At 41.2% G+C, this 13465-nt stretch carries 15 protein-coding genes; all 15 read right to left on the bottom strand.

Going from position 1 to position 13465, the window contains the following annotated elements; translation table 11 throughout:
• Position 1 precedes the first annotated feature (1 nt).
• The 15 genes from WDA22_16035 to WDA22_15965 all read right to left on the bottom strand — a co-directional run bounded on the left by WDA22_16035 (position 2) and on the right by WDA22_15965 (position 13462).
• On the bottom strand, positions 2-448 hold the full coding sequence (locus WDA22_16035; protein ID MFA5834987.1) for a DUF4440 domain-containing protein: 447 nt from the start codon (positions 446-448) through the stop codon (positions 2-4).
• Positions 449-538: 90 nt separating this feature from the next.
• Positions 539-952, bottom strand: coding sequence for a DCC1-like thiol-disulfide oxidoreductase family protein (locus WDA22_16030; protein MFA5834986.1), 414 nt, complete (start codon positions 950-952; stop codon positions 539-541).
• On the bottom strand, positions 952-2031 hold the full coding sequence (locus tag WDA22_16025; protein ID MFA5834985.1) for a serine hydrolase domain-containing protein: 1080 nt from the start codon (positions 2029-2031) through the stop codon (positions 952-954). Before WDA22_16025 ends, WDA22_16030 begins: the two co-directional genes overlap by 1 nt.
• Before the next feature lie 34 nt (positions 2032-2065).
• Positions 2066-2449 (bottom strand): Co2+/Mg2+ efflux protein ApaG, encoded by a 384-nt coding sequence (apaG, locus tag WDA22_16020; protein ID MFA5834984.1) that lies wholly within the window; start codon positions 2447-2449, stop codon positions 2066-2068.
• 254 nt (positions 2450-2703) lie between these two features.
• Positions 2704-3963 carry a YCF48-related protein gene (locus WDA22_16015; GenBank protein ID MFA5834983.1) on the bottom strand — a complete coding sequence of 420 codons (1260 nt, stop codon included), beginning with the start codon at positions 3961-3963 and terminating at the stop codon, positions 2704-2706.
• A 46-nt stretch (positions 3964-4009) separates the two neighbouring features.
• Positions 4010-4381 carry a hypothetical protein gene (locus WDA22_16010; protein ID MFA5834982.1) on the bottom strand — a complete coding sequence of 124 codons (372 nt, stop codon included), beginning with the start codon at positions 4379-4381 and terminating at the stop codon, positions 4010-4012.
• Positions 4382-4385: 4 nt separating this feature from the next.
• Entirely contained in the window at positions 4386-5540 is a 1155-nt protein-coding gene (locus tag WDA22_16005; protein MFA5834981.1) for a glycosyltransferase, read from the bottom strand.
• Between the two features lie 18 nt (positions 5541-5558).
• Positions 5559-6872 carry a hypothetical protein gene (locus WDA22_16000; GenBank protein ID MFA5834980.1) on the bottom strand — a complete coding sequence of 438 codons (1314 nt, stop codon included), beginning with the start codon at positions 6870-6872 and terminating at the stop codon, positions 5559-5561.
• A gap of 506 nt (positions 6873-7378) precedes the next feature.
• Positions 7379-7804, bottom strand: a complete 426-nt coding sequence (locus tag WDA22_15995; protein ID MFA5834979.1) for a hypothetical protein — start codon at positions 7802-7804, stop codon at positions 7379-7381.
• A gap of 9 nt (positions 7805-7813) precedes the next feature.
• Positions 7814-8872: a beta galactosidase jelly roll domain-containing protein gene (locus tag WDA22_15990; GenBank protein MFA5834978.1), complete on the bottom strand. Its 1059-nt coding sequence runs from the start codon at positions 8870-8872 to the stop codon at positions 7814-7816.
• A 229-nt stretch (positions 8873-9101) separates the two neighbouring features.
• Positions 9102-9785: a response regulator transcription factor gene (locus WDA22_15985; GenBank protein MFA5834977.1), complete on the bottom strand. Its 684-nt coding sequence runs from the start codon at positions 9783-9785 to the stop codon at positions 9102-9104.
• Between the two features lie 254 nt (positions 9786-10039).
• Positions 10040-11530 carry an ATP-binding protein gene (locus WDA22_15980; protein ID MFA5834976.1) on the bottom strand — a complete coding sequence of 497 codons (1491 nt, stop codon included), beginning with the start codon at positions 11528-11530 and terminating at the stop codon, positions 10040-10042.
• A complete protein-coding gene (locus tag WDA22_15975) occupies positions 11527-12069 on the bottom strand; it encodes an NUDIX hydrolase (protein ID MFA5834975.1) in 543 nt (180 codons plus the stop codon). The genes WDA22_15980 and WDA22_15975 overlap by 4 nt, the downstream gene beginning before the upstream one ends.
• Before the next feature lie 3 nt (positions 12070-12072).
• On the bottom strand, positions 12073-12474 hold the full coding sequence (locus tag WDA22_15970; GenBank protein ID MFA5834974.1) for a hypothetical protein: 402 nt from the start codon (positions 12472-12474) through the stop codon (positions 12073-12075).
• A gap of 13 nt (positions 12475-12487) precedes the next feature.
• Complete coding sequence (locus WDA22_15965; GenBank protein ID MFA5834973.1) at positions 12488-13462, bottom strand: D-2-hydroxyacid dehydrogenase; 975 nt, start codon at positions 13460-13462, stop codon at positions 12488-12490.
• Positions 13463-13465 lie beyond the last annotated feature (3 nt).

The following is a 13465-nucleotide window of genomic DNA, read 5'->3' as shown; positions in this document are numbered from 1 at the left end:
TTCAATTTCCTGATGATGTGTGGTCGTGAACTATACGCCACTCACCGTTGATATTCTTACAAAGCAATGTGAATAATCCCCACGGTGTATCTTTTTCTCTCTTTAATTTCCATGTGCCAAAGACAATAGCTGCATGTTCTGAAATGAGATCAATGGTGATATCAGTAAATTCCAGTGTTCCCATCTTTTCTTTTGTGGGATAACTTTTTTTATACCGGGCAAGCATTGTATTCCAGCCATAGGTTACCGTGCCGCCGGATGCAAAGCGAAGCGAATCAATCTTCGCATATCCCTGCATAAACGATTCGATGCTTCCGCTGTTCCAACCGTGAACCTGATGATGGAGAAGAGCAAGAATTTTTTGCTCTTCACTGTTACTGCGAACGGATTGTGTATACACCGAGCTCTGGAGCATACACGATAAAATAAAGATGAATATTGTTTTCATTACACGCCAAGATAAGGAAAACTTTGTCGAATTGTTCAGTGAAAATGGGAAAATTCTTGAGAAGAAGAAAGATGTCGAAATTTTAACCGCTCAATCAATAAACCGGGAACGAACTTCGGCAGGAGGGAGCAGACATGAATCGTATTTCCCAAATAAGGAATACCGGTATTTTGCAAAAAGATCATACGCATAATCTCTCAATGGAGGTGGGATAATCCACGCAATCCGGAACATATTCCACCCACTTCCGAGATATTCGGCCACGAATAATGCTCCCGTTGACCGAATATGTATCTGTTCATTCAATGAATCTGTCTGGTCAATAAGAATAAGCGAATCGATCTCTTTGAGGATTGGATGACGTTCAAACACTTGTTGTGCAAATGCGCTTTGTATGGCGGCAAAACGCATCGTCTTCTTTTTATCGTGCTTTATAATTAGTTGAATGGTGGAATTACAGAAGCCACAGACGCCGTCATACAGGAGGATATAGTTTTTTCCCATTATTGATGGGGTGGAAGAAAAAGATCTGCAATTTTCTTCGCTTCCGTGATAGGATTACCTTGATTACGATTGGTCAAGATAATGATCATAAGCTTATTGTCGGGAAAGAGAAGAATATGATTTCTAAACCCGCGCGTACTTCCGCCGTGGTGCGGATGACGAACATCGTGATACGTTTCTGTGTGCCAACCCATTCCGTAATCGATTGTTGTTCCGTCATTCAAGGTTGCATCCGTCCAGGCCAATTGCTGCATCTGTTTGGTAATGAGTTTGTAATTCCACAACGAGGAAATCCATTGTGCCATTTCTTCAACGTTAGAATAGATGCCGCCATCACCTAACACCGCGCTTGTGTTACTTTGATCAGTTTCCATCCATTTTCCACTATCCAATGAATGACCATATGCACGATTGGGAACGGTTGAAATTCCATTTTCAAACGCAACAGTTGTTGCCATTCCTTCCTTGTCAAAAATATTTTCTTTTAAAAAATCAGCAAACCGTTTTCCTGAAGTTTTTTCAACAATCAACGCAAGCAGAGCATAACCGGTATTACTGTATTGATATTTTGTACCACAAGGAAAGTAGAGCGAATCCACTTTAAACATCAATTGCAAGCAATCAGCATCGTGTACCTGCACTGTTTGCGAGTCCGGAATAAGGGATTCATAATCGACCAATCCCGATGTGTGATTCAACAGGTGACGTACTGTGATATCTTTGCCGTAGAGTGGAAAGTCTGGAAAGAATTTTAGAATTTTGTCATCAAATAAAAGTTTTCCTTGTTCCTGCAATAACAGAATGCACATTGCCGTGAACTGTTTTGTAATAGAAGCCAATCGAAAGTTCGTTGTTGTTGTGATCGGTGTATGATTGTTGATGGATGCTAATCCATATGCTTTTTGAAAGACCACGGTGTCATGATTCATCACCAGCACCGAAGCGCCGGGCGCAAAGGGAGAATTGAATTCCGACATGATTGCATCGATACTCTTTTCGGTGGTTAAGGAAGCGGTGGAACTACATGATGTGAGTCCTACCAAAAAACCTATCGCGAAGAGAATTACAAACCGTTTCATTATGAATTATCCATTCTATAATTATTCATTGTTCTTAATTCGCCATTGCACGAAGAACAAAACGAGGAATATTGATCGAAAATGTCTCATGGTTGGAACGTTTCATTAAATATGTCCCTTCCATAAAACCTTCCAACGATTCTAGGATGCAAAAACTGTTATAGTTATGTTTTTTTCCGGGAGCGATAATCGGTTGTTTTCCAATAACGCCTTCTCCTTCCACCTCTTCCACTTTTCCTGTGTCGTGAGTAATAAACCAGTGACGGCGCAGCAATTGCACAGTATCGTTGCTTAGATTTTCGATGGTAATAAAATAGGCGAACACAAATTTGCGGGAGAGGATATTCGACTCTCCCTCAAGATAGAGTGGCCGCACAGACACTTTGATATTTTCGGTGATTTCACTGAAGGCTGACATTGGAAAAATGTAAGGATAAAAGAATGAGCCTGCAACAAACTTTAATATCTTAAGGGTCTAATTCCCTCTACGAGGTCGTAGACCTGCCGCTTGAGGCGTTATTCCGGCGAAAGTCTACAAAGTGATGCCTTCGGCACCGGAATCCAGGACCTGGATGCAGCGTACGCTGGTTCCGCTTTTTTGAATCCCGCTATGCGGAATCCGAAAGGCGGGACATGACAAGATACCTCGCGGCTTGCCGCGAGGACATTCATTCACTTTAAGAGCACTAATTTTTTCGTTGTAGAAAAAGTCCCGGAAGATAATGTGTAAAAATATACGCCGCTTGAATAATGTTGTGCGTTCCATTGAACTGAATATGTACCCGCATCAATTGTCTGATGCAAAAGCTCCTCGATCAATTCTCCGTTGATCGAATGTATTTTCAACGAAGTGTATCCCTGTTCTGGAATTGAGAATTGTATGAATGTTGAAGGATTGAATGGGTTGGGGAAGTTTTGTTTTACTAAGTAAGACGTTGGAGAATCATTCAATCTTTGTGCTGAGACAGATGTTACACCACCGTTTGTGGTTTTATAGACTTTTCCTGATGAACCAACCGTATAGCCAATGTTGATGTTTACCATATCAAGCGATTCAAAGCCATATCGATCACTCTTTTGTGCAATCCAATCTGCACCGGCATTTGTTGAATAGATAATACTGTCATTCCATCCCGCACACCAAACATTGGTCGAGGTAAGAGACTCTGCTTCACGTAAGCTTCCGCCCCCTTTTTTTATTTTTGTCCAACTTGATCCACCATTGGTTGTTCGAGCAATAACCATATCTCCTGCGATTCCACCAAATACCCACCCAGTATCTTTGTTAAAGAATTCAATATCCCGGAAACTTTCAGATCCAAGAGAGTCAGGCGTAGACCAATCAACTCCGCCATTGGTAGTTTTAAAAACAAATCCGTCATATGAAACTGTCCATCCAATATTTTCATCGACAAAAGCAATTCCCGTCAACTCAAATTTGGGTTTTGGAAAATTTTGCGATACAGTTGTCCATGTGGCACCAGCATCGGTGGTCTTTTTCACGATTGGTTTATTTCCTGCGGTTCCGCTCCCTCCGCAAGCATATCCGACCGCAGTCGATCCAAAATCAATATCGGCATAATAATTTTTTTCAGCATTTGCGGTCGTCCATGTTGTACCCCCGTTAGTTGTGCGTCGAATTCCTCTGCTTAATTCTCCCACACCGGTCCAATTAGCAAACATGCCAATTTGATCATTCAAAACATACATCGCATCACATCCTCCAATTGATGTATCTTGTTTCACCCAACCGTCACCACCATTGGTTGTCTTATAGATATAATTGTATGCAGCTATCCATCCGGTTTGTTCGTTTGCAAAACGTACTTTCCATAACGTTTCAGTTGTTGGAAAAGTTTGTTGAATCCACTGAGAAGGTAAAAAAGAGGGTATCATGAGGGACAAAAATGTAAATGAAATGAAGTTTTTCATACATTCTCCATACAAGAATGGTTTGTGCACCTAATGTATTGCAAGACTATCTTTTTATGCTGAACAATCCGTATGTCCACGTTCCAATAATAATCACCAGTCCAATCCCAACCGCAGGTAATGATTGACCCCATGATCCTCCGGCCATGACAACAAATCCTCCAAAACGTATCAGATCGATTGTTTTAGTATATGTCCGTTTGTAGTATCTGCCGAAAGGAGAATTCTTTGTTCTTTCCAGATCGACAAAACGGACTATGATTAAAGAAACGATCAATGAAGGGATAAAGGCGATAACCATCGCCGAAACAAGCTCCTGCTGCCACAACAAAAAGCAGGCATAGAGACCGGTTGCCCAATCTGTTAATAAACGCACGGGATGGATCTGTTGATAGAGATTTTTTTCAGGTATGTTCATAGTTTTATTGGGAAATTAAATATTCACCCACGTCACGAGTTCCGTTTCGCAATTGTTTCTGTTCAATATTATGTTGAAATGTCTTGTATGTTCCATCATCGGAAATCAGATCGCGAAGAATCGAAGGAAGTTTTGAAATATCTCTTTCAAAAATCCCTAATCGATTATCGCGGACATATTCCATATTCCCAAGTTCTTGTTCCCAAAGATAATCGATGATAATCGGAATTTTTTTCATCATTAATATTTCCATAATTGTCGATGCGCCGCATTTGGTGATGACGATATCGCAAGCATTCAACAGCTCGTAAACAAAATCAACAAAACCAAAAACAATTAATTCCGGAAACTGCTGCTTCAATACCATTGCATCATCATACAATTCTTTATTTTTTCCGCACACAATTGCAATTTGGACTGGAAGAGGAGTTGAAAGAAGATTCTGCAAAATCGATTTTCCATGCGGTATTCCGTCACCGCCGCCAATAATCAGTACCAATTTTTTCTTGGGATCTAATCCAAAACGAGTTTGTACTTCGGATATTTTTTCCACAGAAAGTGATTGAGCGAACTTTTCGTCGATAATAAAAGGAAATACGTTAATCGACCGTTCCGGAATTCTTCGTTTAAGGCAATGTTGTTTCAATCGTTCGCTGAAGACAATAAATTGCTGTTCTTTTCGTTGAAACCATAACGGATGCGCGGTGAATGGATCGGTAATTACCGTCATGACAGGAATCTTCAATCCCAGCTCTTTTAATACTTGATACACCGGTGTAATCAAGAAAAAATGGAAAATAACAATCTTTACAGGTTGTTCTTCACGAATTCTTTTTTTGATATACTGTTTCACGAAAAAATTTGCCACCGCAACATTAAAATATCCAATAGGAGGGAATTTATTTGTTGCATACAGAAATTCGTAATACCATTTTGCTTTTGCTTGCAGCATCCTGTAACCATCTTCGATGATATACTTCGCAATATGTACCGCTTCCGCTAATCCATCGATTAAAATCGGTTCAATGCGGTCACTGTGACGTTCAGCGACATACTTGGCAACGGAACGAGCAGGGGCAAGATGTCCGCCGCCGGTTCTGAGATAGAGGAAGAGATATTTTTGTTTTTGGTTTTGCATAAAAGCCTGATCGGTCGGCATGAATACCGACTTTCCACTTTACCGTTCCAAGGGTGAACTACTGCGTGTCATCGAACCTGAGCGCAAGACTTCCATAATTTTTTCTGTGCCGAGTTTTCGTGCTTTTAAAAATCCGGACCACGCCATATCAGCAATGGTGCCGTTGTCCAATAGATCATAAAGCCATTGCTCAGTAAAGTTCGGATCTTCCTGTTTCATTCCTGCGTGGATTTCAAACAACCACTGACGATTAAATCGTTCTTGCGAACCGATGGTCGGTGTCATAATGATAGGAATGCCGAGACCTGCATAGAAGGAAAGCTCACTTGGTTTTGTCCACAAGATATCGGTTGTTCGCATTGCATTATTGAATTTCTGAAAATAATCATGCAGTGTTTCGCCATATAAAATGGAAATATTTTCCGACCGGTATTCCTTTTTTACATCTTCAAAATATGAGCGCACTTCCGGGCGGATTCCGGCAACAAGATTGATCTTCACTTCATTTCCAATAATTTTGTGTCTCAAGCTGTTAACAATACTTGCGCCGATCTCTTTTTGCGCGCCTGCGCCACCCACCGCATAGGTGATCGTCAGTTTTCTACCATACTTAAATACACAATTTTTCTTTCCGAGAAAATGTTCCACATTTTTTTTATGCATTGTCCAAAACCGATTTTGCGGATCGAGGTGGAACAATCGCTGCCCCAGATCATGCTTTAGAACTGAAAGCCCTTTTCCGACCAGATCTTGTGGAAGAGGAAATCCTGTTAAAAAGATTCTCTCTTCCGGTACGCCATACGATTTTAACCGCTGGGCTGCTTTTCCACACGGAGCAAAATAATTGATCCGGCTGTCCCACGGCTGTTTCGCTACCCACACGCGATTAATATCCGCATCGCAGACAATACAATAGGTCGGGTCATATCCTTTCATATCTGCCGCGATAGCAGGAGCGTAAAAGGATGTAATCAGCGGAAGCTGTTTTGTGGAAATCTTTTCCAACATCCCTGTGCATATTCCGTTGTTGATATTTTTTTCCAAAAGATCCACTTGATAGGTGCTGTGTGAGAGATTTCGAATCGGATAGAAGGAGGGAATATGCATGAGTGTATCGAGCATGGCAAAAATCGGTTTACCGATCACCGGTATTCCGCGTGCACGGGAAAATGATTCATAGACATTCAACAGGCGCGTCCACTGTTTTTTCTCTTTTTCAGTTGAGTTATCATTTTTACCAACGGTAATGAGTCCTTCTTCTGCAATATCCTTTAACGGAAAGACTGCGCGCTGGTGTCCATATCCCATATCTGCCGAAACAACCCACGCTTTTTGAGTTTTTGATTTTGCCATGGCAAAAGATACAAAAAAAATATTCAGGAAAGATGCGTAAGAGTGTTATGAAAAAGCTAAATAATGCGTCAAAAACATCATTGGCGTAAAATCAGATATACTTTAATCTCTTAAGGGTCTAATTCCCCGCGGCTTGCGGCGTCATTCCGGCGAAAGCCGGAATCCAGGACCTGGATGCCAGCGTACGCTGGCATGACAAGATACCTCGCGGCTTGCCGCGAGGACATTCATTCATTGATTTTATGGAAAATCTATTGAGATGGGAAAAAGAATTTGAAATAAGTATCAGATTTGCCGATATGTTTTTTAACGCACGGCACCCCGAACAACGGAGCTTCGCTGCGCTTAGTTTCAAAAAATCTTAGGCTTACTCAGAATAACAAAAAAAATATTTTAAAGAAATTTAGTGTTTTTGTGCTTTCGTGGCAGCGGTTAAGCGTGTTTACAAAATAATCAACCGGAATCGTACAGACTTCGGGTTGTGGCGGTGGGGGCCGGAAGAGTAATTATCGAGAACTTATTCCGAGCATTTTACGTTCCAATCGTCTTGCCGCGATCATAAAAAAATGATCCGGTATCGTCGACGTTTTGAGATCGTTTTGATCAAACCATGCAGGATCGGAACAAATATTCGAAACAATGTATGCTTTGTACCGCAATGGTGCAGAAGTGCTTGATACAGCAAGACTATCGACGATGGATACAATCTTTGTCATATTTTCCGTTGGGTGGGTTACCGCTAATTTTGCCGTTAGCATCAAGAGCGATTCCACTACACCACTGTTTTCCGAGTGCAATCCAAACGCAATATTTTTTTTGGCAAATTCAATTCGCGCTTCCATGGTCCCGAATTTTAGCGTTACCGGTTGTGCTGCTGTTAGTATCGTGAAGAGGAAAAGAAAAACAGTGTATTGTTGAGCTATTGTTTTCATTTGTTTTCCCTAATTACTAAACAATTTCCGAAGAAACCGATCAATTGGATTATCGTCGTAATTGTTCCATCGATTTGCTTTCCGTTCCCATCGTGAAAAATCTTTTTCACTGACAATCCCAATTGGACCGCTATAAATGCCACCATCCATTAATCCATCATAAACGCGCACAGCAACAACATTATTCTTTTCTTTTAACAGCGATCTCGGAATTTCGTATCCTCTGATTTTGATGTAATCGTTATTGGTGGAAATGTCTCCATTTCTTCGGAGGCGTCCGGTTTTACCTATCTGTTCTCCGTTCAAATATGTTTCGTCTACGTCATCGATCATCCCGAGCATCAATACCAATCGACCATCGGAATAATTTTTCGGCATATCGAAGGTTACACGGTACCATGCGTAGCCGTTATAATCTCGATATCCTTGAAAATCCCATTTCGCAGGGACAAGAAGCTTATCCCAACCACTATCATTGAACTCCGGATTTTTCCAATCGTCATGATCACCGGTTTTAAATTTCCATCGTTCGGGAAATTCCACAACAAGAGGGATTTCATCGACATGTTCGAAGATGCCGATTTTGCCCCGCACAATGCCGCCGTTCTGCATTGTATCAAACACACGGACGGCAATGATATTCTCTTTTCCGTACAGGAGAATATCTGATGGAATGAACATTTTCTGTTCTTGATTGTATGCCGTTAAAAAATCGGGTTCGAATCTTCCCCCTTCACCGATAAGTTTTCCATTGACATACACTGCGCAGGCATCATCCACATACCCGAGATGTAAAAAAAGCTTTTTCCCCTTCATATCGGCTGACAGCGTGAACGTTTTTCGATACCAGGCATATCCGTCATATCCGGCAAATCCTTCGTTTTCCCAGTCTGCAGGAACAAAGATCTCGTCCCATTTTTTATCGTCAAAATTGGGATCGGAATATTTTTTGCTGTCGCCGATTTCGAATTTCCACTTGCCGCGCAGATCGATCACCTGACGGGGATCATCTCGTTGGATGCCAAACAGCGTTGTAGTGATAACAAGAATTGCCATCAATTGTTTCATAGTTGTTGCCTTTTTTTGATTTAATATACCACGGATTGATATTAAGCGTGTCTTCCGCAAGTCAGAAGATGTAAAAAGATGTCACGAAGGGAAGAGGGAGGAAAACAAAAAAGCCTGCCGGCTGAGAGCAGGCTTGGTTTTTTAATTTTTCAGTTAATACTATATTTATATTATACTCGAAATGAAGCCCTAATTGGAGAACGATAGAAAATATTTTTGAGAAATCTTCTTAAGGTATTAATTTATACCCGGTCCCATGCATGGTTATAATGTGCTTAGGGCGAGAAGGATCTTTTTCGATATTTTTTCTAAGTTTAACGATGAAATTATCGACAGTGCGGGAAGAGATCGATTCATCGTATCCCCAGACATGCTTCAACAGATCGTCACGGGTGATCACCTGCTGCTGATGCTGCCACAGATAGCGGAGGATCTCGAAATCTTTGGATGTCATTGCGACTGATTTCCCTTTTTTAACCGCTGTGTAGGTTTCAAAATCAATTTCCAAAAGTCCAAGAGTTACTTTCAATGCTTTTGAAATTTTTTCTGAGGGAGTTCTTCGTAAAACAGCTTTGACGCGTGCAAGCAGTTCGCGCAAACTGAATGGTTTGGTAATGTAGTCGTCGGCGCCGAATTCAAGTCCGAGCACTTTGTCAACTTCTTCACCTTTTGCGGTAAGCATAATGATGGGAGTTGTTATTCCATCGGTCCGTGCTTTTTTGCAGATATCGAATCCGGACATTCCGGGAAGCATCACATCCAGCAGGATAAGATCGAATTTTTTATCACGAATCGTCTCTAATCCTTTTTTTCCATCGCCGACGACGGTAACATTGTATCCTTCAAACTCTAGATTATCGCGGAGACCGCGCTGCATTTCGGGTTCGTCTTCAATAACAAGTATGCGTGCCATATTTTTTTATGTTAATGGTAATTTTTGCATCGATATATTTTTAAATGACAGCAGCCATTTTAAAATATATCGCCATTCTGAGCAAGCCGGAGAGTTTTTCTTTTTAAAGCGCAGCGAAGAATCTGTTCGTAATCTCAGATTCTTCATCCCGATACCCTTCGCTTCCGTCAATCCGCCAAAAAGACGGCGGACAGGCCGCTCAGGGTAACATCGGGATTCAGAATGACCGTTTTTTTTGCATAGCGTAACATCAATTATGTGAAAGGTAAAGTTATCGTAAACCGGCTCCCTTTTCCGACCTGGCTGTTGATGGAAATTGCTCCATTGTGCGATTGAATAATATGTTGAACAATTGCTAGTCCAAGTCCGCTACCTTTGGCGGTATGGACTAGGCCTTGAGTTACCCGGTAAAATTTTTCGAAGATTTTGGAGTGATGTTCCGGGGCAATGCCAATTCCATGATCTTCTATCTCAACAATGACAGACTTATTCATTCGAGAAGTAGCAATGCGAAGATATTCATTTTCTCCGCTGTATTTTATCGCGTTATCAATAAGATTGTGCAGAGCTTCGGCAAAAGCTTCTTCATCAACCGCAACACGAGGAAGATTTTTTGAAAGAGATGTTTCAACCGTAAAATCCAATTTCTCCAACTGGTAAGAATAAATCATCAGAACGGATGAAATGACTTCATTAATATCAGTGGGTCTAAGATTATATTTCCTAGTTTTCGATTCCATCCGTGAAAAATTCAAGATGTTGTTGATTAAACGGGTAAGTCGCTCGGTTTCATGTAAAATAATGCCGTAATATTCCCGTTTCTTTTTTTCGGTCTTAACGCGCTTCATCTCTAATGTTTCGGCAAACATTCGAATGAGGGAAAGAGGAGTCCGCAATTCGTGGGAGACATTGGAAACGAAATCGGATTTCATGGCAACAAGTTCCATCTCACGCTTAATAAGACGATAGACAAAGAAAGCGCCGGCGAGTAAAATTACATCGAGCAAAATAATCAAAATCAAATTTCTGTAAAACCGTTCGCTTGCAGCTTCCTGGATGGTAATGCCGCGCAAGCGAATCTTCACAACATGATCCGGAAATATCCACAACGGTCGTTGATGAGAGAATGATTCATCAACCAATGGTATTGTGGAAAACACTCTCTTTGCAGTTGATACTCTGTTCACTGTGAAGATAAAATCATTTTCGGCAATATCGCTCAATTTTTTTCCGATAATGTCATTAATGAACCGTTCGTTATTAATCATGATTCCGATAATCTGCGATGATGTTGAGGATGCAAAGAGAATCATGAAGGTTGAATCTGAATCGATCACCGGTTCAAGTTTACGGTACGATGCAGAACGATAACGGAGTAACCGATCAATTTTTTCTGTGAATAAATGAAATCGGTTGAAATATTCTGGCCGCCGAACGGGGAATGATGACCAGGAAACAAATTGTGTGTCAGAAATAATAATCGATTCAATCGATGGATTAGATTGAAGAAGTTGATCGAAGCGATTTTTCGTCAACCCATTCTCTATCTGCGTTGCCCAGCCGGAGGCAACGTCCAGCGTATATTGATTGACGGAAAAGAGAACGGCATCCAATTGGCGCTGATACATTTGTGACACCATCTCTTCAGTATCATCCAGAGATGAGATTTCATACACGGAATAAAAGATTGCCGGCAGAAGAACAATGCAGAAAAGAATCAGAAATATTTTTGTGCTGTTATTCATTTTGATGCTTGAAGTTTACGCACCATTCGCAAAATAGATTCTTCGGTTGTGTAATTTTCTATTGTGTATAGTGGAATCCAGGCAAGATCTTTTGATTCGGCTGTTATTGTTAATTCGTGTGAATCGTTTGCTTCAAAGAGAAATCGAATATCATAATGAAAATGTTCAGGTTCATTTTTACGGGCGGGGATAGGGTGTACATCCACATCAAAAATATCTTTTGATACCGGAATGATACCTTTTATCCCGGATTCTTCTTCTGCTTCACGCAGTGCAACATTCAACGGATCCGGATCTCCGTCCGAATGGCCGCCGAGCTGCAGCCATTTTTCCAATTTGTGATGATGGGTCATTAACGTGTGGGTCCGTTGTCTGTTGACGATCAATGCTGATGCAGTGATATGTCCAATCAACAATGTCCGTTCAAAACATTCGGGCTGGGTTTCTACAAATTCAATGATACGTTGATGCATCGACATTTCATGAGTGTCTGCAGGATGATATGTTCGGAGTTTTTGAAGAAGATTATTTCGATGCATTGTTCAATCGCCTTGATAAACGGAAAATATATTATACATGCTTACAGTAAAATCAATTTTGTGAATATTCCCATTCAATCTCCAATAATGACGGTAATCTGTATCTTCTTCAAATCGCTGATTCAATGAATAGGAGAGACTCATTGTCAGAAACGATGTTGTCGGCATTTTCAACAACGCATGAATACCAAAGGCATACGGATAGTGAATTGTACCGGAATATTGATTCGTTGTATATTGGGATTCGTACGACATGGAAGCGGGAAGCCATACCGTTGTGTTGCGATCGATTGCAGTATTTCCCCATTGCCAGGAAGGGGTCAGATGCAATGATGCATTTTTTCCATCCGGGTTTTGTGCAAAGAGGATGGACGATGCCACAAGGAACAACGAAATCATTTTCATACAATTCTCCAATTTATGAAACAGTATTGATTGGCGAGCCGTTGAGATACTGCCGGATATTATCGACAGCCGTATTCATTAACCGTTGCCGAGCCGATATGGAAGCCCATGCGATATGCGGTGTGATAATGCAATTTTTTGCTGTGAGCAATGGATTTTCTTTTGTCGGCGGTTCGATCGACAAGACATCAAGTGCTGCACCGGCAAGTCGATCAGTATTAAGTGCATCAGCAAGAGCTTGCTCATCAACAAGTAAGCCGCGCCCAGTATTGATGAGATATGCAGAAGATTTCATTAAACGAAGACGGTTCGCATTCATCAATAAGTGCGTCTGTTCATGTAATGAACAGTGAAGTGAAACAACATCGGAAGATTTCAGAAGAGTTTCCATGTCGGTAAATACGTAATTCGGAAAAATCTCCCGAGCCTTTGAGACTTGGGAAGTTGGAGCAGATCGTGAAGAAATAATGACAGTCATACCGAAGGCAGAAGCAATCCGCGCTACTGCTTGACCGATATTTCCAAAACCAATAACGCCGAATGTTTTTCCCTGAAGTTCAACCAGCGGAAAATCCCAAAATGAAAAATCGGGGGATTGACTCCAGCGTCCCTTGCGCACTTCATTCGAATGATGACCTGTGTGATGCGTAAGTTCCAACAGCAGTGCAAAAACTGTTTGAGCAACGGATGGCGTGCTATATGCTGGAACATTCGTGACGACGATATTTTTTTCTTTTGCTGCTGCGATATCAACAATATTGTATCCAGTTGCCAGAACACCGATGTATTGAAGTTTTGGAAGCTGTGCAAGAATGTTGCGGGAAAGGGAAACTTTGTTTGTAAGAATGATCTCTGCATTTTTTGCGTGGGAAACTATATCGTCAATCGAGGTTCGATCATAGATTGTGCAGTTTCCGAGTGATAGAAGATCGTTCCATTGTAAATCACCCGGATTGAGAGTAAAACCATCGAGGACAACAATATTCATAAT

The organism is Bacteroidota bacterium, assembly GCA_041658205.1.
Classification (GTDB): Bacteria; Bacteroidota; Ignavibacteria; order UBA10030; family UBA8401; genus UBA8401.
This window is presented reverse-complemented; position numbering and strand designations above follow the sequence as displayed.